We start from the raw sequence: 21453 nt of genomic DNA, 5'->3' as shown, positions 1-21453 counted from the left end.
CGCACCCGAAGGGCTTGCTAGAACAACTGCAAGTCCTTCTCGCCGCGTTGAATCTCGGCAAGGTTCGGCATGTTCTGCACCACCAGCGGCGCCGGAGCCGTACCGGGCATCGCCACTGTAGGTTTCGCCGCAACGGCCTTGTCAAAGGCAGGTCGCTTCAGCTCACCCCGGATATCGCGCAGCAGGGTCTTGTGGTCCGGCATCGTCTTGAGGATCTGCGCAAGGTCCACTTTCGCGCCCTTCCACCACTGGAACCAGATCGGCTTTTTCAACGGACGAATACGATCCCGAATGCCGGTGCCATATCCCGTGTCATAGACCTGTTTGCCCAAAAGCACCGTCTGATAGACGCGGAAATTGAAAAGCGTTGCAAACTCGATATCGTGTTCCATCGGCAGGCGGTGCTGCCACAGTTCCAGATTCTCGGCCAGTCGATCCGGGATTTTCATCTCGGTGCGCGCGTCGATCCAATATTGATCATCCGTGCGGTTGCCCAACCGGTAGTGCAGACAGATGAAATCCAGAACCTCGTCATACAGCTTGTTCACCTGCCGATTGTATCTGTCGCGCAACTGCGGCTCGATGTCCCGCGTGGGCAGATGCTCGGCAAACCAGCGGACGGCGTGGTCGATCATGTGGATCGCGGTGCTTTCCAGCGGCTCGATGAATCCACCGGACAAGCCGATAGCGACGCAGTTCTTGACCCAGGCATTGCGCACGCGCCCGACGCGCATCGGGATGACGCGCGGCGTCAGACCTTTGCCGCTGTCGCCCAGCCATTCAAGGTATTCATCCGCCGCCTGATCATCGGTCCGATGCGCCGACGAATACACATATCCGGTGCCCACACGGTTATAGAGCGGCACCCGCCACGTCCAGCCCGCACCCAATGCAGTCGACCGCGTGACGCTTTCGATCTTTTCCGGATCGGGATGTTCGACCTGCAACGCCATGGCGCGATCATTCGGCAGGTATTCAGAGTAGTCCTTGAACGGCTCGCCGAGGGCCTGATTGATGATCAATCCGCGGAAGCCGGTGCAATCTATGACCATCTCGACGTCATGGCGGCCCTTGCGTTCCAGCATCAGGTGGCTGACATTGCCCTGCTCGTCCAGTTCGACCGCCTGCACCTCATCCTGAATATGTTCGACGCCGCGCTTGGTGCAGACCTTAGTCAGCATGCCTGCAAATTTCACGGCATCCAGATGATAGGCATAGCCAAAGCGCTGCTCGAATTCCGGCTGCCCCAAGGCCCGCGCGCCTTTGCACAGACGGGCCAGATCGTCATGAGGTGAGATCGATTGCGTAAAGTCCCGATCCCCATTGCCAAAACGCAGGAAATACTCGGCGGCCTCCAACCCCTCAAGCAACTGCCCATGGGCAAAGGGGTTTACGTAGTCGATCCGATTGCCCTTGGCGTCTTTGTTCCAGTTGCAGAACTTCACGCCCAGCTTGAACGAGGCATTGGTTTCACGGAAAAAGTCACGCTCGGAAATACCCGCCTGACGCAGTGTGACCGGCATGCGCGGTACTGTCGCCTCGCCCACACCCACGGTCGAGATATTGGGGCTTTCGATCAGGCAGATGCGCGGGCGGTCTTTGGGGGCGGATGTGCGGGAAAGCACCATTTCGAGGATAAGCGCGGTCATCCATCCCGCCGTGCCGCCACCCACGATGGTGATCTTGCGCAAACGATTGTTCATGTATTTCTGTCCCTGTTGGCTTGGGGGATTTTATGGCTGCTACCCCTTATTGTTTGGGGTTTTTGTAGCAGCTGTCCCTTTTTTGCTATGGGAGACTATAGCATCTTTCTTGTGTCCAGCTAGGGTCTATGACGCTATATTTTGTTGGGGGTTCCAACACCGCCCGGACCGGTGAATGCTGCAAGCGGCAGGCATCAAGTTCAACGTAAACCCCTAGATTTCCTCGCCCTTCTTCAGCAAGTCCTCGATCAGCTGCCGCTGCAACTCATCGCTGTCGCCGCCACCGAATTGAATCGCGCCACCGGTATAGGATGTGCCATAGGTTGCGGCGATATTCACCGTCTGCGCCAGACCCGAGATCAGCTGGTCTTTCTGCAAGGATGCAAGCGGGTGGATGAACGTCGCCCAAACGGTTCCGTTGGCAATCGCGTAACGGGCATCAAGGGCGGTGTCGAAATTGGCCTGCATCATGCGGTGAAGTTCCTCTTTCGACAGCTCATCGGCACTGCGAACCGCCACCATCGCACGCATCCGGTTGGTGCTGACATCGGTGACAACCAGAACCGGCACGTCCGAGATCGTAAGCTGAAACCCTGGCCCAATCGGTTGCGCCTCGGGGTCCAGGGCAAACAGGATTTTGCCCAGCCTTTCATAATCCATCGGAGGCTCAGCCTCTTGGGCGGCAAGACTTCCGGCCAGTAACATCAGCGCAAGGGCGAGGCGGATCATGATCAATCTCCTGCAAGTGTCCAGCCAACCATAGGCGCTGCGACAGACCCTGACCAAACAAAGCTTAGTGAACAGGATTTTATGCAAGGCCTGCAGGTTTGAACGATCTGCAAGAAACGCGGACCTTCCTGCGATAACGCGTTCAAAACCCCGCCTCTATGTCTGTTTCACAGGCCGACACCCGGTTCGGCCCGAAACAGAAAATGAAAAGGACTACACCATGAAGAAACTTGTTTTGACCTCTCTGATCGCAACCCTGCCGCTGGCCGCCGCACCCGCTTTTGCGGCAGATGAAATCAATGTGTCCAACGGCATCTCCGCCGCCGGAGCGCCATTGGCCGCCCACGGAGTCGACCTTGTTGCGCTGGTCAATGACGGCAACCCGGTCGAAGGTTTTGCGACCCATTCCGCCACCTATGACGGGGCGTCCTACTACTTTACCACCGCCGCAAACCGCGAAGCGTTCGAGGCCAACCCAGCCGCCTTCCTGCCACAACATGGTGGCTTCTGCTCGTTTGGTGTTTCGGTCGGCAAGAAGTTCGACGGCGACCCGGATCAATATCTGGTCGCAGATGGCAAGCTGTATCTGTTCCTGAACGCCGAAACCCGCGCCGCCTTCCTGAAAGATGTTGCGGGAACGGCGAAAACTGCTGACGATCAGTGGTCAAAGATTCAAAGCATCGCCGTGGGCGAGTTGTAATCTGACCGATCTGCCCGCGTCGCTACCGTGTCGCGGGCAGTTTCTTTGTTATCACCGCAAGCGCCTCGGCCAGGGCTTCGTCGATGCTCAGGTCGGACGTATCCAGAAGAACGGCATCATCCGCCGCTTTCATCGGGGCTGTGCTGCGTTCGGCGTCGCGGGCATCGCGCTCGCGCACATCCTCAAGCACCTGTGCCCGCGTCACGTCGGCCCCTTTGGCGTGAAGTTCCAGAAACCGCCGTTCCGCCCGCACCTCGGGGCTGGCGGTGACGAACAGTTTCACCTCGGCCTGCGGGCAAATCACGGTACCAATGTCGCGTCCGTCTAGAACCGCCCCCCCTGCCCGCCGGGCAAAGGCACGCTGGAAATCAACCAATGCGGCTCGTACCTCGGGGATCACAGCCACTTTGGACGCGGCCTGAGCGATTTCTGCCGTGCGCAGATCACCCTGATCCAGTTCTTCTGCCGTCAGGGACTGCGCCGCTTCCACAGCTTCCACACCTTGCAGCGTACGGCGGCCAACCGCGCGGTACAGAAGCCCCGTATCCAGATGCGCAAACCCGAAATGCGCCGCGACGGCCTTTGATACTGTGCCCTTGCCCGCCGCAGCCGGACCATCAATCGCAACGGTGAAACTGCTTGTCATTGTCCGACTTACCGATTGTTTCTGACAAGCTGCGCCCCAAGGCGCGCCATCAAAGGCTCGAAGATCGGGAACGAGGTCGCAATCGGGCCCGCATCATCCACCGTCACAGGGCTCTTGGCGCCCATCCCAAGGATCATGAAGGACATTGCAATGCGGTGATCCAGAAAGCTTTCACAGGTGCCGCCGCCGGGGGTGTTGCCAATGCCCAGCCCCTCAACCGACCACCAGTCGTCGCCTTCGTTCACCGTGACGCCGTTGGCCCGCAAGCCGCGCGCCATCGCGTCGATCCGATCGCTTTCCTTGACGCGCAGCTCTTTCACGCCGCCCATCATGGTGGTGCCGGTGGCGTTGGCCGCAACGACGGACAACACCGGGTATTCGTCGATCATCGACGCCGCGCGCTCGGGCGGAACTTCAATCCCCTGCATATTCGGAGAGTATTTCGCGCGCAGATCGGCAACCGGTTCGCCGCCCTCTTCACGCTCATTCTCATAGGTCAGGTCCGCACCCATTTCGCGCAGCGTGGTGAACAGGCCCGCGCGGGTCGGGTTCAGGCCGATGCCCGGAACCAGCACGTCCGAGCCGGGCGTGATCAGCGCCGCGCAGACGGGGAAGGCCGCGCTGGAGGGATCACGCGGCACGGCAATGACCTGCGGTTTCAACTCGGGGCGACCGGTCAGGGTGATGACCCGCCCCTCATCGGTGTCCTCAACCGTGATTTCGGCCCCGAAGCCCGCCAGCATCCGTTCGGAATGGTCGCGCGTGGCCTCTTGCTCGATCACCACGGTTTTGCCGGGCGCGTTCAGACCGGCCAACAGAACAGCCGACTTCACCTGCGCCGAAGGCACGGGAACCTCATAGCGCACCGGCACAGGCTCTGCCGCGCCCACGATGGTCATCGGCAAACGCCCACCCGAACGGCCCACCGATTGCGCCCCGAACAGCGCCAGAGGATCCGTAACCCGCGCCATCGGCCGTTTGTTCAGGCTGGCATCGCCAGTGAAGGTCGCCGTGATCGGGCAGGTCGCCATCGCACCCATGATCAGCCGCACGCCGGTGCCCGAGTTGCCGCAGTCGATCACCTGATCGGGTTCGGCAAAACCGCCGACACCCACACCGTGAACGGTCCATTCGCCGCCGCCGTGATCTGTCACCTCGGCCCCGAAGGCGCGCATGGCCTTGGCGGTGTCCAGAACGTCCTCGCCCTCCAGAAGGCCCGAGATCCTTGTCTCACCAACCGCCATCGCGCCCAAAATCAAGGACCGGTGCGAGATCGACTTGTCGCCGGGGACTTCGGCAGTACCGGTCAGCGGACCGCAGGGATGCGAAGTCATCGGAATGGGCGTACCGTGTCCGGACATGGGGGCTCCTTTTGCGCTATCAGTGCCCAAGCCGCTTAGCGAATTGGGACCGGTTGGTCCAGCGTCAAAGGTCCCGCAAAACGCCGCTTTGGTCCGGCGAACGGCTAATTCTGTGAGAAACGCCGCTTCGGTGCTACAATACCGCCATTCGATTTGATTGATTGTTGAACCTGACATTGAAGGAACACGCCATGGCCGACGCCTTACCCCTGATGGCCCGAGGGCCCCGAGACCTGTTTCACCCCAAAGATCCACTGCGCCCTGAAAGCAAGATTGAGCAAAGGCTGGCTTTCCTTGTCGGCCTCGTTGCCTTCGGCCTACCGTTGATTCTGGCCGGCGGAGCAATCTTTGGCGGCAGCTGCTTTCGCGACAGTATCAGCCATTTCTACTATGCCCAGTTTCTGGGGGCGATCTTTGTCGGGTTGCTTTATTTCGTTGGTGGATTCCTGATCGCCTATACAGGTGATACATTCTTTGAGGACACGCTGAGCAGCGTCGCCGGGTTCGGCGCTTTTATCGTTGCCTCAGTCCCCACATTAGACAGCGGCTGCGAAAGCCATCAGACATTCCTGTCGCGCGTCTTTGTCGAGGTCAAAAACGCCCCGCCCATCAAGGTCGGCCAGGCACCGGATCAAGGCTTTTTCAACCTGTTCAGCACCGCCAGCAACTGGCACATGATCGCCGCAGGCATTCTGTTCGTCTATCTGGGTCTCTACTGTCTGATCGTGCTGAAACGGGTCATCCCGCAACGGCACGAGAAGGACGGCGTGATGATCGACAGCAAGCGGCGGCGCAACAAGCTTTACAGCATTTGCGGATTAACCATTCTGGCCTGCGTCGCGGTGCTGGCGATCAAAGGCGAAATCGGCGGGCCGGGTTTCCTTAAATGGTGGAACAGCCTGAACCTGACCTTCTTTGTCGAGGCCATCGCCTTATGGGCCTTTGGGATCGCATGGTTTGCCAAAGGGCGTGCATTCCCTGCGCTGAACGACAGCTAACCCAGTCGACGGAACGTCAGATAGTGGGGCGTACGCCCTTCGCGCAGCGCCTTCTGTTCGTACCGGGTGGAAATCCAGTCGTCCCACGGCTCGCGCCAGTCCGAGGGGCGCTCGGCCAGCCATTCGAACCCTGCGCGGGGGACTTCCTCAAGCGTCTGGCGAACATAATCGGGAATGTCGGTCGCAACCCGGAAGATCGACCCCGGCTTCAGGGCGCGGGCCAGAGGTTCCAGATGCTCGGGCGTGACAAAGCGGCGGCGGTGATGCCGCGTTTTGGGCCAGGGGTCAGGATACAGCAGGAAGGCGCGTGAGATACTCGCCTTAGGCAAAACGTCGAACAGGTCGCGGGCATCGCCGGGATGTACGGCCAGGTTTTCAACCCCGGCCTGACGGATCTTGCCCAGCAACATGGCGACGCCGTTGATATAGGGCTCGGCCCCGATGATCCCGATATCCGGATTGCTTGCGGCCTGATGCACCAGATGCTCACCCCCGCCAAAGCCGACCTCAAGCCAGACCTCCTTTCCGCCGAACAGGGCGTCAAGGTCCAGCGGGTGGCGTTCGGGATTGCTGTCCCAATCCACTGCGCCCGGCGACAAAGCGTCAAGGTCTTCGTTCAGATACGTCTTCTGGCTCTGCTTCAGGGTCTTGCCCTTGAAGCGGCCATAGAAGTTTCTGCGGGGGCGTTGGGGGGTCTCGGTGCTCATGGCGGTCGCCTTACTGTGACAACTCACGAGTGGCAAGAGGCAGAGGTGGGGGCAAGCCCGTCGCCCTTGGTTTCTCGGACCAATGGCGCAACCAATAGCGACCGCCGAGATATTTCAAAAAAAGAAGAGCGCGCCCGTCAGGGCGCACCTTTTGATAGCAGAAAGTCAGACCGCCGCTTTCAACGCATCCGTCAGGTCGGTCCGTTCCCAGCTGAAACCGCCATCAGCATCAGGTGTGCGCCCGAAATGGCCATAGGCTGCGGTACGCTGGTAGATCGGCTTGTTCAGTTGCAGATGCTGGCGAATACCGCGTGGGGTCAGGTCCATGACCTGCCCGACGGCCTGCTCAATCTCGGCATCCGAGATTTGCCCTGTACCATGCGTGTCCGCGTAGATCGACAAAGGCTTGGATACGCCAATCGCATAGCTGAGCTGAATGGTGCAGCGTTCGGCCATACCCGCGGCAACTACGTTCTTCGCCAGATAACGGGCCGCATATGCAGCCGAGCGGTCCACTTTGGTCGGGTCTTTGCCCGAGAACGCGCCGCCGCCATGCGGGGCCGCGCCGCCATAGGTGTCCACGATGATCTTGCGCCCGGTCAGACCGGCATCGCCATCGGGGCCGCCGATCACGAACTTACCTGTGGGGTTCACGTGCCATTCGGTTTCGTTGGTCAACCAGCCTTCGGGCAGAGTTTCGCGAATGTAAGGCTCAACAATGGCGCGGATGTCGGCAGAGCTTAGCGCCTCGTCCAGATGCTGGGTCGACAGCACGATCGAGCTGACGCCAACCGGTTTACCGTCGCGATACACAACCGACAGCTGCGATTTGGCGTCAGGGCCCAGCGCAGGCTCGGACCCGTTTTTACGCACCTCGGCCAGACGCCGCAGGATCGCGTGCGAATACTGGATCGGCGCGGGCATCAGCGCGGGCGTTTCGGTCGTTGCGTAACCGAACATGATGCCCTGATCACCAGCACCTTCGTCCTTATCGCCCGAGGCATCCACGCCCTGCGCGATATGGGCCGATTGTTCGTGCAGCAGGTTCGTCACCTCGACCGTTTCGTGGTGGAACTTGTCCTGCTCGTAGCCGATATCCTTGATACAGGCGCGTGCGATCTCGTCGATGCGGCCCATATAGTCGTGCAGCTTTTCCTGATCAGACAGACCTACTTCGCCACCAATCACGACACGATCCGTGGTCGCAAAGGTTTCGCACGCCACGCGTGCTTCGGGTTCTTCATTCAGAAATGCGTCAAGGACGGCATCCGAGATCCGGTCGCAAACCTTATCCGGGTGCCCTTCGGAAACCGATTCCGAAGTAAATGTATAGTTCTGTCTGGACATAAAAGTGCTCCATTAAGATTTCTCTGTCACGCCAGGAAGCCGTTGTGACAGGCTTTTGCGGGGATACGCGCCTTGTTAAACCGGGTCAATCGGTAATTCAGATCGCCCCCTGCGGGCAAAGGCCAAGACACCGGCAAAAAGCAACAAAAGCGCGACAAAGACAGCTTTATCCCCGATTTGGGAATAAATGGTCTGAGCCTGCGGTTGTGGCAAAACGGCATCGACATAGCCCGCCTCACCCAAGGGCAAGGACGCGGTAACCCGACCCAGCGGGTCGATCATCGCCGACACTCCGGTATTGGCGGCGCGCATCAGGGGCAGGCCTTGTTCAATGGCGCGCATACGAGCCTGCACCAAATGCTGGTAGGGGCCGGACCGGGTGCCGAACCACGCATCATTGGTGATCTGCAACAGGAAATCCGCCCGCCCCGGCGCGTCGTTGACGTCCTGCGGGAACACGGCCTCGTAACAGATCAGCGGCACGGCACGGCCCAAGGCGCCAATGTCCAACAGCTCTGGCCCCGGACCCGCGCTGAAGCCGTGGCCCGTCGTTGCAGCCAGACCGTGAATGCCGAACTGGCCGAGCAGATCGCCAAACGGGATGTATTCCCCAAACGGGGCAAGATGGTGCTTGTCATAGAGCCCTGTCCGCGCGCCGACCTCATCGAGATAGATCATCGAGTTATAGATCCGCGGGCCGTCGCCGCGCTGAATGCCCAGCACGACGGGCGTGCCCTGCGCCGCATCGGCAATGGCTTCGAGATATGGATCGGCGCTGCTGAGCCATGCGGGAACCGCGGTTTCCGGCCAAACGATCAGATCGGGCCGCGGCTCGGCCGCGGTGAACTCGATCTGCCGCATGAAGAACAAGGGCGCATAGGCCGGGTCCCATTTCTGGTGCTGAGGCGCGTTTGGCTGGACCAGCCGCACTGTGTTTTCGGTGTTCAGAACAGATGGCCTTGAACCGGCATAGCCCAGTGTCAACGCAACGCTTGCCACAACAAAAACGGCGGGTACAAGAAACCCACGCCCGGTTCGCTGGCCCGTCAGCGCCGCACCAACAGGAAGCGTCACCATCAGCATCAGCGCCCCCAGACCGTAAGGCCCAATCAAGGACAAAAGCTGCGCTGCAGGCGTATCGATCCAGACCTGAGCCAGTCCAGCCCAAGGAAATCCGGTCAGCACATATCCCCGCGCAAACTCGGCAAGCGACAGGGCCAAAGCCAAAAACAGGGCCTGTCGCATTGCGGTCCCGCGCCCGTGCGAGACCCAGAACGCCGCCGCCCAAAACAGCGCCAACCCACCCGCCATGAAGACAAGGGCGAAAGGGGCCATCCAGGCGTGGCGTTCTGCATCTACCTGAAACGGCTCGATAATCCAGCTTAGAGCATGGGCGAAATATCCGGTCGCAAAAGCCCAGCCCAACCAAGCCGCACGAGCACGGGTTTCAGATGACAGGAACAGCGGAGCTATCAGCACAAAAGCCAGCAGAGTGGCGACCCAGTACCCGAAAGGGGCCAGACCAAATGCGCCCAGCGCCCCCATCGCGGCGGCTGCAACAAATCTCAGGCTGAAGGGCCAGCCCCGGACAGGGGTCATGCAGTCACGTCCGGCAGCATGACACGCAGGCGTTTGATGCGCCGGGGATCGGCGTCCAGAACCTCGAACTCGGGGCCTTCTGGGTGCAGGACGACCTCGCCCCGCGCAGGCACGCGACCCGACAGCAGGAACACAAGACCGCCCAAAGTGTCGATTTCTTCCTCGTCCACATCCTCGTGGCTGGTCAGGGACCGGCCGATCTCGGCCTCGAAATCCTCAAGCGGCACGCGGGCCTGAACGATGTAGCAGCCAGGCTTTTCCTGAACCCATAGCTGATCTTCGTCGGCGTCATGCTCGTCGGCGATCTCACCCACGACCTGTTCGATCAGATCCTCGATGGTGACCAGACCATCGACGCCGCCATATTCATCGATCACAAGCGCCATGTGGCGGCGTTCGGTTTGCATCTTGGTCATCAGCACACCGATCGGCATCGACGGCGGCACAAAAAGCAAGGTGCGCAGCATTGACACCAGATCGAACTCGGCCGATCCGCCGTTGAACCCATGCGTCAGCGCGAAATCCTTGAGGTGAACAAACCCAAGCGGCGTGTCCAACGTCCCTTCATAGACCGGTATGCGTGACAGGCCGCTTTCGCGGAACAGCTGCGCCAACTCGTCCTTGGTGGTTGTCGAGGGAACCGAGATGATCTCGGCCGTGGGGATCGCAACGTCTTCGACCCGCATCCGGCGCAGGTTGATCATGCCTCGGGGCTGATGGGCCGCGACCTGCTGGCCGTTGACAGAACTTTCCTGATCTTCGTCCTGACCGGTAAACGCGTCAAAAATCCGAGAAAAGAAACCGCTTCTCTCAGCTATTTCCGTGGTGCTGTCCTGTGGTTGCGCGCTGTGCGCCGCCCTAGAACTGCCGTCTGTGTCGCCCATTTTCCTGTTCCAATTGTCCGGGTGAAAGTACCCGCTTCATCCATTATATGGGTTATCGATACCCAGTTTGCCAAGTATCTCGACCTCAACAGCCTCCATCAAGGTGGCATCCGGGTCACGAATGTGATCATAGCCCAGCAAATGCAACATTCCGTGAATGATCAGATGTGTCACGTGATCATCTGTGGATTTCCCCGCCTCGGCAGCCTCGCGCGCGCAGGTGTCATATGAGATCGCGATGTCGCCCAACGCAATTTCGCCAGTGAAATCCGGATCGGGCCGGTCGGGTTTGCCGCCCGGCTCCTCGGCGGCAAGATCCTCGGCGGGCCAGCTGAGCACATTCGTGGGCGTGGGTTTGCCCCGGAACTCAGCGTTGAGCTGTGCGATGCGGTCGTCATCGCAGCCCAGAACGCTGATCTCGCAGATTTCGGCGTCCAACGCGCAATACTCCAGAACCGCCGCAATTGCTGGCTTGGTCAACGCCTCCAGCCCCTGCCAACGCGCATCTTCGATTGTTACTTCCAGGTTCATATTGTCAGCCCAAAGCCCCGTTTCGGGGCCATGGATCAACCTGTCTCACGGCCCGCATCGGCCTCATACGCTTCGATAATGGCGGCGACAAGCGGGTGGCGCACCACATCCTTGGACGTGAAGTAGTTGAAACTGATATTTGGAATGGTCTTCAGCAGACGTTCGGCATCGGCCAGCCCCGATTGCACGCCGCGCGGCAGATCGACCTGCGACCGGTCGCCGGTGATGACCATGCGGCTGCCCTCGCCCAATCGCGTCAGGAACATCTTCATCTGCATCGTCGTGGCGTTCTGCGCCTCATCCAGCACCACAAAGGCGTTGGCCAGCGTGCGACCGCGCATGAACGCCAGCGGAGCGATCTCGATTCGCTTTTCCTCGATCAGTTTCGCCAGCTGCTTGCCCGGCAGGAAGTCGTTCAGCGCGTCATAAAGCGGCTGCATATAGGGATCGACCTTGTCCTTCATATCGCCGGGCAGATAGCCCAGCTTTTCGCCCGCCTCGACGGCAGGACGGCTGAGGATGATGCGATCCACGTGTCCCCCAAGGAACATCGACACGCCAACGGCCACGGCCAGATAGGTCTTGCCGGTCCCCGCCGGCCCGATGCCAAAGGCCAATTCGTTGTTGAACAGCGATTGCACATAGGCTTTTTGCGCATCCGTGCGCGGCTCGACCAGTTTCTTGCGCGTCTTGATCTCAACCGCGCCGCCCTTGAACATCTCAAGCTGATCGCCGTCGCGACTGCCCGTGCCCTGTTCGGAATTGCCCATGCGCAATTCGCGGTCCACATCGGCGGCTTCGACGTCGCGGCCACCCTCCAGACGGGCATAAAGCGACTGCAAAACCTCAATCGCCTGCTTCTGAGCATCCTCTTCGCCCATCACAACCAACTGGTTGCCACGGCGCACGATCTGCACGGACAGCTTGTGTTCGATGTCGGTCAGATTGCGGTCATATTCGCCGCAAAGATCAATCAACAAACGGTTATCGGGAAACTCTACAAACGCCTCGCGCTGGGGCATTTCATCTTGCGGTGGGGTCAGGGCACCGATGGCCAATCCGTTCTCCTGTCTTGGCGTTTCACCCCGAGCGTAGACAACAAATCTTGGTGGGCGCAAGCCACAGATTCAAAAATTCCGATTCGGATGACAAAACCGCCAACCGGCCAGCACGAAAGGACATCAAGGACCCGTGTCAGAACGTGTAGTTGAGGCCAAATTTCAGCCCCTGATATCCGGGCGTGGATTTGGTGGAAAAGTCGGATCCGAGATCCACATCGCGCGAGTCGAAGCGGATATATTCATACTCTCCGGTGATCGACCAATTGTCGTTCAACTTATGCTCGGCCCCGATACTGGCCGAGAATCCTCCACGGCGGTCCGAGTCTTCAAACGACTGGCTGGCGAATTCGGACGAGATACTGCTGGTGGTTTCGATATCGCCCCAGACATATCCAACGCTCACGAAATACAGGATACGTCCGCTTTTGTTGGTCAGGCCATTTCGCAGGCGCACGGACAGCACATTCGAAATCTCGGTTCCGCCGCGCACCGTATCGCTGCCGATTTGCGTTGAGACAGTGTCGTCCAACGAGCCGAAATTGTAGCCAACCTCGAACCCGTAGACATAGTCTCGACCCAGGCTTGTCGGGACAACGCCCCGCCAACCGCCGCGGATTTCACCGTAAGATCCGCTAACGTCCTGTTCGCCAATCGCAAAAACATCGGTACTGGTCCTCAGGCCAAAGCGATCATCGCCGCCCGATCCGTAACCTGCCCCCAATCCAAGGTAGAACGCTTGGACATCGCTGCTGTAACGCAACGGGCTGACCACATCCGGTTCGGTGATATCCCCGATCACATCCCCCGCCATGGTCGCACTGGCCAGAATGGTCACGACCGAGGCCACCGGCAAAACACGCCAGGGACCCGGTATTTTCAATGCCCTAAGAACTTCCACTCGTACCCTCCATCACACGTCGACAAGGCCTGTGATTCGACGCCCAACGACAATTGAAAGACGCTTCCATATTCGTCTGTCAAAAATCTGACCTTCGTCGGAACATAGTTCCAAGCAATAAATCAAGGGTAAATTTTGGAAACAAACACCACAATTGGCCATTCATCGACGGATAATCGTCAACCTAAAGCAGTTCACCCGCCAGCGAATTTGCCCCCGATTCGGTGATGCGAACGTCGCGCAGATCTCCAACCGCTATTTCAGGGCCCTTGACGTGAACCGAATGCAGATACTCGGATTTACCCACCATCTGCCCGTCAAGACGCCCGGATTTTTCGAACAGGACACGCACCGTCCGGCCCACCATCGCATCCTGAATTTCGCGTTGATGGCGCGTGATCAAGGCCTGCAAGCGCTGTAAACGATCATCGGCCGCATCCGGATCCACCTGCGCCCGCTCTGCCGCCGGAGTACCCGGTCGGGTCGAGTATTTGAACGAATAGGCATAGCCGTATTTGACCTGCTCAACCAAATCCAGCGTCGCCTGAAAATCCTCTTCGGTTTCTTCCGGGAATCCGACGATGAAGTCACCCGACATAACGATATCGGGACGCGCCGCCCGGATACGCTCGATCAGGCGCAGATAGCTTTCAGCCGTGTGGCTGCGGTTCATCCGTTTCAATATCCGGTCGGAGCCCGACTGAACCGGCAAATGCAGATACGGCATCAGTTTCTCGCAGGTGCCATGCGCCTCGATCAGATCATCCGCCATGTCGTTGGGGTGCGAGGTGGTAAAGCGGATACGCTTCAGCCCATCAACCTTGTTCAACTCCCAGATCAAACCCGCCAGCGTCATGTCGCCATTTTGGCCCGCCCCGTGATAGGCGTTGACGTTTTGACCCAGCAGGGTGATTTCGCGGACCCCACGTTCCACCAGATCCTGCGCTTCGCGGATGATACGATCCGCCGGGCGGCTGACCTCGGCCCCGCGGGTATAGGGCACGACGCAAAAGGCACAGAACTTGTCGCAGCCTTCCTGCACTGTCAAAAACGCCGTCGGGCCGCGCTTGGCCTTGGGGCGGTTCTTCAGCTTCTCGAACTTGTCCTCTTCGGGGAAATCCGTGTCCAGCGCCTTGGCCCCGGTACGCGTCTTGGCCTCCATCTCGGGCAAGCGGTGATAGCTTTGCGGGCCAACCACCAGATCGACCAGCGGTTGACGGCGCATGATCTCTTCGCCCTCGGCCTGCGCTACGCACCCGGCAACGCCGATCTTCAGATCGGGTTTCTCGGCCTTCAGGCCCTTGAACCGACCCAGTTCGGAATACACTTTCTCGGCCGCCTTTTCCCGGATGTGACAGGTGTTCAGCAGAATCATATCCGCATCATCCGCCGACTTGGTCTCGACATAACCCTGCCCGCCCAGCGTCTCGGCCATGCGCTCGCTGTCATAGACGTTCATCTGACAGCCATAGGTCTTGATAAACAGCTTTTTCGGTTCGGACATGGATCGGGCCTTTGCAGTCGCTGGATCGGCGTCATCTATATGCTTCGAACGCCGCTTGCAATGCGGGCGCAATTACCCGAATTTGGCGGAACTTTCCAGCAAGGCGCGAACGAAAACAGGCGATGCAGTACGAATCCCTCGATACCTTTCTGAAATCGGGTCAGTCCGCCCTGCGCAAAGGCCCCGTCGCGCTTGTCTTCGCCGAGGATGAGGTCGAGGTCGAAAGCACGCTGCACCACCATCTGAGCCTGGGGTTCAAATCCGTGATCGCCTTCATGCCCGCCGAGTTCGATCTGAGCGCGGCCATCAGCGAACAGGTGCACCGCGTTACGTTGAAATGCGCCCCGGGGTCCGTTGTCTTCGACACGGTCAACCGCATCACAAAGGCCGCGCCGGGTATCTGGCTGTATTACTGCTACAATGCCGAATACCTGTTCTACCCGTTCTGCGAAACCCGCAGCATTGGCGAGATGCTGGCCTTCCATACCGAGGAACGCCGCGCGTCGATGCTGTGTCACGTGATCGACCTGTACGCGGATGATCTGACGCAATTCCCCAATGGCGTCGCCCCGAACAGCGCCATGCTCGACAGTACCGGTTACTATGCCCACACCCGCCACGACGCCACGGGGCAACCGCTCGACCGTCAACTCGACATGTCCGGCGGTCTGCGCTGGCGGTTCGAGGACCATATCCCCTATGAACGACGCCGCATCGACAGAATCGCCCTGTTCAAGGCCGAAGAAGAGCTAACGCTTCAACCGGACCACACATTCAACCAGCCCGAACACAACACCTATTCCTGCCCCTGGCATCACAACCTGACGGCCGCGATCTGCTCGTTCCGCGCTGCAAAAGCCCTGAAAAGCAATGCGGGCTCCACCTTCGACATCCCCAGCTTCCGCTGGCGCAACTCGGTTCCGTTCCAATGGCGGTCAGGTCAGTTGATGGAGCTGGGTCTGATGGAGCCCGGCCAGTGGTTCTGATCCGCTCTTCATCTGGCCAAAAATATCCCGGGGGAGCCGCGGCTTGCCGCGGCGGGGGCAGAGCCCCCCATCAGCGTTGCAGCAAGACCGGGAACCAATCCTCGCGCAGGCGCTGACCCGGAACCATGTCATGCCCCGGAAATGGCGGTGAGGTCCGGCCCGGACGGTCCACATACCGCGCGTCGTCCCCAACCAACCGCAATGAGAACGCCCTGCGGCGGCTGTCCGAATGATTGCCACGCGCACCGTGCAGCGTGCGGTAGTTGAAGGCCACGGCGTCGCCCGGCTCCATCTCAAACTCAACAACCTTCATGCCCTCGGCATCCGGATCGGGAACGGGAATGTACTGGCCTTCATCCGGAAAGAACCCCTCTTCACTGACCCAGCGGGTCGGCAGAACCTCTTTCTCCCAGCGATGCGATCCGGCAACGCAACGCAACGTGGCCTGTTTCACCGGGTCCAGCGGCGACCAGAAGCTGATGGTCTGCTGCCCTTCGACAAAGTAATACGGCCCGTCCTGATGCCAGGGCGTCGCCATCGAGGTTCCGGGCTCTTTGACCAGCACATGATCGTGGAACATCTGCACACTGTTCGACTGCATCAGATCAGCCGCCACTTCGGCCGCCGGAGAATTCTCAATCACCTCGCGAAACTGCGGAATTCGGGTCCAGTTGCAGTAATCGTCAAAGAACAGGCCGGTTTGACCCTCTTTTCTGTTCTCCGAGGCATAGGGCCCAGGCTCTGCCATGTTCGCCGCCACGCCGTCGCGCAATTGATCCACGTGATCGGCAAACAGCCCTTTTATCAGGACGACGCCGTCGGTCTGGTAGGTGTCGATCATCTCTTTGGATACGAGGGGATGTGGCATGGCGACCTCCTTGATGTTTGCAACGGTTAAATGCCAACCATGCCTTCTGTTCAAATCATATCTTTGGAAGTTTTAAATAACCTGATGTTATATATTTCATTGCGCCAGTATGAATATGTCTGCGCCATCGGGCGCCATGGCAGCCTGTCTGCGGCAGCTCAGGCCCTCAATGTCTCGCAACCGGCTCTGTCCACTGCGCTGACGCGGGTCGAATCGCATCTTGGCTATCCTCTGTTCACCCGCAGGCGCGGGGCGGCCATGGCTTTGACGCCGCAGGGTCGCCGGTTCATCGAACAGGCACAAGGGCTGGTAAGCGCGGCGGCGGCAATCGAAGGCCCCTCGCCCGTGTCGCAGGGCTCATCCCAGTTGAGGTTGGGCTGTTTCGTCGATCTGGCACCCTTCCATCTGGCCTCGGCGTTGCAGGCCCTGAAGGCGGTCATGCCGGATGTTTCTGTGTCCTACCGGGTTGAAAGCTTCGAGGGATTGCAGGACTGCCTCATCGACGGGCAGATCGACATTGCCATCACCTATGATCTGGGCATGGATGCGGGTTTCGTCCGGCAAAAGCTGTTCGACTCTGTGCCTTGCGCCCTTGTCCCACCGGATCATCCCCTGGCGTCAGCTGGGACTGTGTCGCTGGCAGGGTTGGCAAGCGACCCCCTTATTCTGTCCAAGGAAGGCCTGTCCGCGCAGCATGTGCTGACCCTGTTCCGGCAAAACGGGCTGAACCCAACGGTCGCGCACAGGGCCGCAACGCTCGAGATTCAACGCAGCCTTGCCGCACATGGCGAGGGGATCGCGATCAGCTATGCCAGCCCTTCGAATGCGCTTAGCTACGACGCCAAGCCCTTGGTCAGCCTTCCGATTACAGACAAAGACGCGCCCGAGGCTGTCGTATTGGCCCGGCACGGGACAGGACCGGTCGATGCAACAGTCGCTCTGGCCGAGCAAACCCTGCTGGACAGACTAACGGCGTTTTAGGTTACTGCTTTTTGCGCAGGCGGATAACCACGTCGACCGAGGCGATCTCGACCCCTTCCGGGGCTTCGGGAAGGCGTTGAATGACCAGTTGCTCTGATGGCGCATCGCTCAGGCGGCCCTCGTCTTCCCAGAAGAAATGCGGGTGGTCATGCGTGTTGGTGTCGAAATAGCTTTTCGATCCGTCCACCGTGATTTCCTGCAAAACACCGGCGTCGCAAAACGCACGCAGGGTGTTGTAGACCGTCGCCAGCGACACTGCGTCGCCATTGGACTTGGCCGAGTCAAACAGGCTTTCGGCTGTCACGTGACGATGACGCCCGTCCCCAACCAGCAATTCGGCCAATGCCACACGCTGACGCGTCGGGCGCAAACCCGCGCCTTCCAACCAATTTGTCGCTATGTTCCGGCTCTGAGGTGTCATAAATCCGATACCCGTTCTTGCTGGTTATATATATAGGGTCGCTTGGTCAGGAATTTCAAATGAAATTCATTCGCAAAAACCTTGCGGGTGCAGGGAAAAGAGTGTCGCTGGAACACCATGACGTGGCCTGCCGCTCTTGCAGGACCTTGCATACGGGTGTTAGACGAGGCCAGATATAACGAACTGACCCCTGGCAGGAGAGGCGGCAAGAATGGCCCAATTCCCGAGCAGCTTTGACAAAGACGATCTGCTGAAATGCGCCCGAGGCGAGCTTTTTGGCCCCGGCAACGCGCAATTGCCCGCCCCGCCGATGCTGATGATGGACCGGATCACCGATATTTCGGCAGACGGGGGTGCGCATGGCAAAGGCCATGTTCTGGCAGAGTTCGACATTACGCCCGATCTTTGGTTCTTTGACTGTCACTTCCCCGGCAACCCGATCATGCCCGGCTGCCTTGGTCTGGACGGCCTGTGGCAGCTGACCGGCTTCAACCTGGGCTGGCGCGGCTGGCAGGGGCGCGGCATGGCGGTCGGCGTGGGCGAGGTCAAGCTGACCGGAATGGTGCGCCCGGACCGCAAGATGCTGACGTATAAAATTGATTTCAAAAAGGCGATCCAGACCCGCCGCCTGACCATGGGCGTCGCGGATGGTATCGTCGAAGCGGACGGTGAAATGATTTACGACGTCAAAGACATGAAAGTCGTTCTGTCCGAAGCCTGAGCCTGACCGGCCCGAATGTAAGGAGCACGCACATGCGTCGAGTAGTTGTCACCGGTCTGGGGATCGTCTCCTCTATCGGCAACAATGCCCAAGAGGTTCTGGCCTCGCTGAAAGCTGGCAAATCCGGCATCGAAGCCAACGAACAGATGGTCGAACATGGCTTTCGCAGCCAGATCGCCGGAACGCTGAAAATCGACGTGGCCGAGCATGTGGACAAGCGTACCCTGCGGTTCATGGGCCCCGGCGCAGCCTATGCCCATATCGCCATGAGCCAGGCGATTGCCGATTCCGGGTTGGGCGAAGACCAGGTGGTCAACCCGCGCACGGGTCTGGTGGCCGGTTCCGGCGGGCCATCCACAAGCGCCATGCTGACGGCGCATCAGACGGTTCTGAAAACCGGCGCAACCAAGCGGATCGGGCCCTTTGCGGTTCCCAAATGCATGTGTTCGACGATTTCCGCCAACCTCGCGACTGCGTTCAAGATCAAGGGTATCAACTACTCTATCACCTCGGCCTGCTCGACGTCGCTGCACTGCATCGGCAACGCGGCGGAACAGATCATGCTGGGCAAGCAGGACGTGATGTTCGCAGGCGGCGGAGAAGAGCTGGACTGGACCCTGTCCTGCCTGTTCGACGCGATGGGCGCGATGTCGTCGAAATACAATGACACGCCCGAAAAAGCCTCGCGCGCGTTTGATGAACACCGCGACGGATTCGTGATCTCGGGCGGCGGCGGCATCGTCGTGCTGGAAGAGCTGGAACATGCGCTGGCGCGCGGTGCCAAGATCTATGCCGAGGTCACGGGCTATGCCGCCACCTCGGACGGTCACGACATGGTGGCCCCATCCGGAGAAGGCGGAGAGCGCGCCATGCGACTGGCGCTGGATACGCTGCCCGAAGGCCGCAAGGTGGGCTACATCAACGCACACGGTACCTCGACCCCGGTCGGTGACGTGGGTGAGGTCGAAGCCGTCCGCCGCATCTTTGGCGAAGGCAACGTGCCGCCGATTTCCTCGACCAAGTCGATGACCGGCCACGCCCAGGGCGCGGCTGGCGCGCTTGAGGCGATCTTCTGTCTGCTGATGCTGGACAACGACTTTATTACTCCGTCGATCAATGTCGACACACTTGCCGAAGGCATCCTGCCCGGTGAAATTGCAACGAAAACAGTTGAAAACGCAGGACTGGACAGTGTCATGACCAACAGCTTCGGCTTTGGCGGCACCAACGGATCCATGATTCTGTCAAAGTATAACGGGTGAATGTGATGTCGGAACTTCTTAAGGGTAAGCGCGGCCTGATCATGGGCGTCGCCAATGACCGCTCGATTGCGTGGGGCATCGCCAAGGCCATGCACGAAGCCGGCGCAGAGCTGGCATTCACCTATCAGGGCGAGGCATTTGGCAAGCGGTTGGCGCCGCTGGCCGAAAGTCTTGGCAGCGATTTCATGGTGGATGCGGATGTCACCGATGACGCCTCGCTGGATCGTGCCTTCGCACAATTGGCCGCGCGTTGGCCCACGATTGATTTTCTGGTTCACGCAATTGCCTATTCCGACAAGTCGGAACTGGCGGGTCGGTTCCTGGACACCACACGGGCGAACTTCAAGCACTCGATGGACGTTTCAGCCTATTCCTTTGTCGAGGTCGCGCGCCGCGCCTATCCAATGATGAAGGACAATGGCGGCTCGCTGCTGACACTGACTTATCAGGGGTCGAACCGCGTTGTTCCGAACTACAACGTCATGGGCGTCGCCAAGGCCGCGCTGGAGTCGGCAACGCGCTATCTGGCCAATGATCTGGGCCCCGAAGGCATCCGCGTGAACGCCATTTCACCCGGCCCGATGAAAACGCTGGCGGGCGCAGCGATCGGCGGCGCGCGCAAGACCTACAAGTTCTGCGACCAGAACGCACCGATGCGTTCGAACGCCACGCTGGAAGCTGTTGGCGGGACAGCGGTTTACCTGACATCTGACGCCGGTGCCTGCACATCGGGCGAGATTATCCGCGTCGATGGCGGTTTTCACGTGCTCGGAATGCCACAGCCCGATTTCATGTGACCATATCTTTCCCTGCCGCCGCCAAGATTTAACCATCTTTCAGCGGCAGGGATTGCAGCATGAGCAAATTTGACCAGATCATCGCAAGCAATGCCCGGACGGCCCGACGCAAATCGGGGTTCCTGAGCCAACGCGCCCGCGTGCTGTTGCTGACCCTGACCACTCTGCTGGTGCTGTTCGTGTTCTTTACGCAGCCGCAGGTGCGCGGCGCGATCGAAGCCCTACTGGGATAGCCCCACGATCAGTTGACCGAGACGACCTCGATCTCGAAGATCAGGTCCTGCCCGGCCAATGGATGGTTGGCATCCAGCGTCACGGTCGCCTCATTCGCCTCGACCACCATAACCGGCAGCGCCTGACCGTCCGGGGTTTGCATCTGCAACTGCGTACCGGGTTCAAGCGGAATGTCATCCGGAATGCCTTCGCGTGGTATAACCTGCCGCATCGCCGGGTTAATCGGGCCATAAGCGTCAACGCAGGCAATCTCGACCCGCTTTTTGTCCCCGACCGCCAGCCCCGGCATGGCGCTGTCCAGACCGGGGATGATCTGGCCCGAGCCCACGACAAACTCCAGCGGATCGCGCCCGTCCGAGCTGTCAAAGACGTTTCCGTCCAGCAGCGTCCCGGTGTAGTGGATGCGAACCGTGTCACCTTGTTTGATGTCGGTCATTGGGGCCTCCGGGCCGTTTGGGAACTGAACGGCCAACCCTAGGGGCTTACACAATGATGTAAACCCTTCGCCCTTTAAC

General features: G+C 59.6%; 23 protein-coding genes and 1 riboswitch. Of the genes, 8 read left to right on the top strand and 15 right to left on the bottom strand.

Going from position 1 to position 21453, the window contains the following annotated elements; all coding sequences use genetic code 11:
* Positions 1-17 precede the first annotated feature (17 nt).
* Positions 18-1703 (bottom strand): tryptophan halogenase family protein, encoded by a 1686-nt coding sequence (locus ACR0AC_RS13775; protein ID WP_170454413.1) that lies wholly within the window; start codon positions 1701-1703, stop codon positions 18-20.
* Between the two features lie 213 nt (positions 1704-1916).
* The gene (locus ACR0AC_RS13770) at positions 1917-2432 is read right to left on the bottom strand and encodes a hypothetical protein (protein WP_170454415.1); all 516 of its coding nucleotides are present in this window, start codon (positions 2430-2432) and stop codon (positions 1917-1919) included.
* A 220-nt stretch (positions 2433-2652) separates the two neighbouring features.
* Here ACR0AC_RS13770 and ACR0AC_RS13765 point away from each other — a divergent pair, with 220 nt between their 5' ends.
* Positions 2653-3132: a YHS domain-containing (seleno)protein gene (locus ACR0AC_RS13765; RefSeq protein WP_170454416.1), complete on the top strand. Its 480-nt coding sequence runs from the start codon at positions 2653-2655 to the stop codon at positions 3130-3132.
* Positions 3133-3154: 22 nt separating this feature from the next.
* On the opposite strand, the gene ACR0AC_RS13760 is transcribed toward ACR0AC_RS13765, so the two are convergent.
* Positions 3155-3778 (bottom strand): cytidylate kinase, encoded by a 624-nt coding sequence (locus ACR0AC_RS13760; protein WP_170454417.1) that lies wholly within the window; start codon positions 3776-3778, stop codon positions 3155-3157.
* Between the two features lie 8 nt (positions 3779-3786).
* Positions 3787-5139, bottom strand: coding sequence for a 3-phosphoshikimate 1-carboxyvinyltransferase (gene aroA, locus ACR0AC_RS13755; RefSeq protein ID WP_170454419.1), 1353 nt, complete (start codon positions 5137-5139; stop codon positions 3787-3789).
* Between the two features lie 191 nt (positions 5140-5330).
* On the opposite strand from aroA, the gene ACR0AC_RS13750 reads away from it, so the two are divergent.
* Positions 5331-6137, top strand: coding sequence for a hypothetical protein (locus tag ACR0AC_RS13750; RefSeq protein ID WP_170520454.1), 807 nt, complete (start codon positions 5331-5333; stop codon positions 6135-6137).
* On the opposite strand, the gene trmB is transcribed toward ACR0AC_RS13750, so the two are convergent.
* The 8 genes from trmB to miaB form a co-directional block, all read right to left on the bottom strand.
* Positions 6134-6844: a tRNA (guanine(46)-N(7))-methyltransferase TrmB gene (trmB, locus tag ACR0AC_RS13745; RefSeq protein WP_170520452.1), complete on the bottom strand. Its 711-nt coding sequence runs from the start codon at positions 6842-6844 to the stop codon at positions 6134-6136. The genes ACR0AC_RS13750 and trmB overlap by 4 nt on opposite strands.
* Before the next feature lie 165 nt (positions 6845-7009).
* Positions 7010-8191: a methionine adenosyltransferase gene (metK, locus tag ACR0AC_RS13740; RefSeq protein WP_170454425.1), complete on the bottom strand. Its 1182-nt coding sequence runs from the start codon at positions 8189-8191 to the stop codon at positions 7010-7012.
* A 5-nt stretch (positions 8192-8196) separates the two neighbouring features.
* Positions 8197-8245: riboswitch (SAM-SAH riboswitch) on the bottom strand.
* Between the two features lie 21 nt (positions 8246-8266).
* A complete protein-coding gene (gene lnt / locus ACR0AC_RS13735) occupies positions 8267-9790 on the bottom strand; it encodes an apolipoprotein N-acyltransferase (protein ID WP_480874122.1) in 1524 nt (507 codons plus the stop codon).
* On the bottom strand, positions 9787-10674 hold the full coding sequence (locus ACR0AC_RS13730) for a hemolysin family protein (protein ID WP_170454429.1): 888 nt from the start codon (positions 10672-10674) through the stop codon (positions 9787-9789). Before ACR0AC_RS13730 ends, lnt begins: the two co-directional genes overlap by 4 nt.
* A 36-nt stretch (positions 10675-10710) precedes the next feature.
* Positions 10711-11205, bottom strand: a complete 495-nt coding sequence (gene ybeY / locus ACR0AC_RS13725) for an rRNA maturation RNase YbeY (protein ID WP_170454439.1) — start codon at positions 11203-11205, stop codon at positions 10711-10713.
* A gap of 35 nt (positions 11206-11240) precedes the next feature.
* The gene (locus tag ACR0AC_RS13720; protein ID WP_170520443.1) at positions 11241-12263 is read right to left on the bottom strand and encodes a PhoH family protein; all 1023 of its coding nucleotides are present in this window, start codon (positions 12261-12263) and stop codon (positions 11241-11243) included.
* A gap of 136 nt (positions 12264-12399) precedes the next feature.
* Positions 12400-13164, bottom strand: a complete 765-nt coding sequence (locus tag ACR0AC_RS13715) for an outer membrane protein (protein ID WP_480580062.1) — start codon at positions 13162-13164, stop codon at positions 12400-12402.
* A 184-nt stretch (positions 13165-13348) separates the two neighbouring features.
* Positions 13349-14668, bottom strand: a complete 1320-nt coding sequence (gene miaB, locus ACR0AC_RS13710) for a tRNA (N6-isopentenyl adenosine(37)-C2)-methylthiotransferase MiaB (RefSeq protein ID WP_170454444.1) — start codon at positions 14666-14668, stop codon at positions 13349-13351.
* Positions 14669-14790: 122 nt separating this feature from the next.
* Here miaB and ACR0AC_RS13705 point away from each other — a divergent pair, with 122 nt between their 5' ends.
* Entirely contained in the window at positions 14791-15654 is an 864-nt protein-coding gene (locus ACR0AC_RS13705) for a glycosyltransferase family 2 protein (protein ID WP_480874115.1), read from the top strand.
* A 70-nt stretch (positions 15655-15724) separates the two neighbouring features.
* Here ACR0AC_RS13705 and ACR0AC_RS13700 read toward each other — a convergent pair whose 3' ends face one another.
* Positions 15725-16522, bottom strand: a complete 798-nt coding sequence (locus tag ACR0AC_RS13700; protein WP_170623837.1) for a phytanoyl-CoA dioxygenase family protein — start codon at positions 16520-16522, stop codon at positions 15725-15727.
* Positions 16523-16606: 84 nt separating this feature from the next.
* Here ACR0AC_RS13700 and ACR0AC_RS13695 point away from each other — a divergent pair, with 84 nt between their 5' ends.
* Positions 16607-17503, top strand: coding sequence for a LysR family transcriptional regulator (locus ACR0AC_RS13695; RefSeq protein ID WP_480874112.1), 897 nt, complete (start codon positions 16607-16609; stop codon positions 17501-17503).
* Between the two features lies 1 nt (position 17504).
* On the opposite strand, the gene irrA is transcribed toward ACR0AC_RS13695, so the two are convergent.
* Positions 17505-17924 carry an iron response transcriptional regulator IrrA gene (gene irrA, locus ACR0AC_RS13690; RefSeq protein ID WP_170454458.1) on the bottom strand — a complete coding sequence of 140 codons (420 nt, stop codon included), beginning with the start codon at positions 17922-17924 and terminating at the stop codon, positions 17505-17507.
* Between the two features lie 211 nt (positions 17925-18135).
* Here irrA and fabA point away from each other — a divergent pair, with 211 nt between their 5' ends.
* The 4 genes from fabA to ACR0AC_RS13670 are packed head-to-tail and all read left to right on the top strand — an operon-like array spanning position 18136 to position 20937.
* Positions 18136-18645, top strand: a complete 510-nt coding sequence (fabA, locus tag ACR0AC_RS13685; RefSeq protein ID WP_170326986.1) for a bifunctional 3-hydroxydecanoyl-ACP dehydratase/trans-2-decenoyl-ACP isomerase — start codon at positions 18136-18138, stop codon at positions 18643-18645.
* 32 nt (positions 18646-18677) lie between these two features.
* Positions 18678-19907 carry a beta-ketoacyl-ACP synthase I gene (gene fabB, locus ACR0AC_RS13680; protein ID WP_170623841.1) on the top strand — a complete coding sequence of 410 codons (1230 nt, stop codon included), beginning with the start codon at positions 18678-18680 and terminating at the stop codon, positions 19905-19907.
* Positions 19908-19912: 5 nt separating this feature from the next.
* On the top strand, positions 19913-20704 hold the full coding sequence (locus ACR0AC_RS13675; RefSeq protein WP_480874108.1) for an enoyl-ACP reductase FabI: 792 nt from the start codon (positions 19913-19915) through the stop codon (positions 20702-20704).
* 59 nt (positions 20705-20763) lie between these two features.
* On the top strand, positions 20764-20937 hold the full coding sequence (locus ACR0AC_RS13670) for a hypothetical protein (protein WP_170454464.1): 174 nt from the start codon (positions 20764-20766) through the stop codon (positions 20935-20937).
* Between the two features lie 8 nt (positions 20938-20945).
* On the opposite strand, the gene ACR0AC_RS13665 is transcribed toward ACR0AC_RS13670, so the two are convergent.
* Positions 20946-21374: an FKBP-type peptidyl-prolyl cis-trans isomerase gene (locus tag ACR0AC_RS13665; RefSeq protein ID WP_170623842.1), complete on the bottom strand. Its 429-nt coding sequence runs from the start codon at positions 21372-21374 to the stop codon at positions 20946-20948.
* Between the last annotated feature and the right edge of the window lie 79 nt (positions 21375-21453).

It is taken from the genome of Ruegeria sp. H7 (assembly GCF_056532945.1).
This window is presented reverse-complemented; position numbering and strand designations above follow the sequence as displayed.

Excerpts from the sequence above, each read along its gene's own strand:
- ACR0AC_RS13775 (WP_170454413.1), bottom strand. The coding sequence starts at position 1,703 with ATGAACAATCGTTTGCGCAAGATCACCATCGTGGGTGGCGGCACGGCG.
- ACR0AC_RS13770 (WP_170454415.1), bottom strand. The coding sequence starts at position 2,432 with ATGATCCGCCTCGCCCTTGCGCTGATGTTACTGGCCGGAAGTCTTGCC.
- ACR0AC_RS13765 (WP_170454416.1), top strand. The coding sequence starts at position 2,653 with ATGAAGAAACTTGTTTTGACCTCTCTGATCGCAACCCTGCCGCTGGCC.
- ACR0AC_RS13760 (WP_170454417.1), bottom strand. The coding sequence starts at position 3,778 with ATGACAAGCAGTTTCACCGTTGCGATTGATGGTCCGGCTGCGGCGGGC.
- aroA (WP_170454419.1), bottom strand. The coding sequence starts at position 5,139 with ATGTCCGGACACGGTACGCCCATTCCGATGACTTCGCATCCCTGCGGT.
- ACR0AC_RS13750 (WP_170520454.1), top strand. The coding sequence starts at position 5,331 with ATGGCCGACGCCTTACCCCTGATGGCCCGAGGGCCCCGAGACCTGTTT.
- trmB (WP_170520452.1), bottom strand. The coding sequence starts at position 6,844 with ATGAGCACCGAGACCCCCCAACGCCCCCGCAGAAACTTCTATGGCCGC.
- metK (WP_170454425.1), bottom strand. The coding sequence starts at position 8,191 with ATGTCCAGACAGAACTATACATTTACTTCGGAATCGGTTTCCGAAGGG.
- lnt (WP_480874122.1), bottom strand. The coding sequence starts at position 9,790 with ATGACCCCTGTCCGGGGCTGGCCCTTCAGCCTGAGATTTGTTGCAGCC.
- ACR0AC_RS13730 (WP_170454429.1), bottom strand. The coding sequence starts at position 10,674 with ATGGGCGACACAGACGGCAGTTCTAGGGCGGCGCACAGCGCGCAACCA.
- ybeY (WP_170454439.1), bottom strand. The coding sequence starts at position 11,205 with ATGAACCTGGAAGTAACAATCGAAGATGCGCGTTGGCAGGGGCTGGAG.
- miaB (WP_170454444.1), bottom strand. The coding sequence starts at position 14,668 with ATGTCCGAACCGAAAAAGCTGTTTATCAAGACCTATGGCTGTCAGATG.
- ACR0AC_RS13705 (WP_480874115.1), top strand. The coding sequence starts at position 14,791 with ATGCAGTACGAATCCCTCGATACCTTTCTGAAATCGGGTCAGTCCGCC.
- ACR0AC_RS13700 (WP_170623837.1), bottom strand. The coding sequence starts at position 16,522 with ATGCCACATCCCCTCGTATCCAAAGAGATGATCGACACCTACCAGACC.
- ACR0AC_RS13695 (WP_480874112.1), top strand. The coding sequence starts at position 16,607 with ATGTTATATATTTCATTGCGCCAGTATGAATATGTCTGCGCCATCGGG.
- irrA (WP_170454458.1), bottom strand. The coding sequence starts at position 17,924 with ATGACACCTCAGAGCCGGAACATAGCGACAAATTGGTTGGAAGGCGCG.
- fabA (WP_170326986.1), top strand. The coding sequence starts at position 18,136 with ATGGCCCAATTCCCGAGCAGCTTTGACAAAGACGATCTGCTGAAATGC.
- fabB (WP_170623841.1), top strand. The coding sequence starts at position 18,678 with ATGCGTCGAGTAGTTGTCACCGGTCTGGGGATCGTCTCCTCTATCGGC.
- ACR0AC_RS13675 (WP_480874108.1), top strand. The coding sequence starts at position 19,913 with ATGTCGGAACTTCTTAAGGGTAAGCGCGGCCTGATCATGGGCGTCGCC.
- ACR0AC_RS13670 (WP_170454464.1), top strand. The coding sequence starts at position 20,764 with ATGAGCAAATTTGACCAGATCATCGCAAGCAATGCCCGGACGGCCCGA.
- ACR0AC_RS13665 (WP_170623842.1), bottom strand. The coding sequence starts at position 21,374 with ATGACCGACATCAAACAAGGTGACACGGTTCGCATCCACTACACCGGG.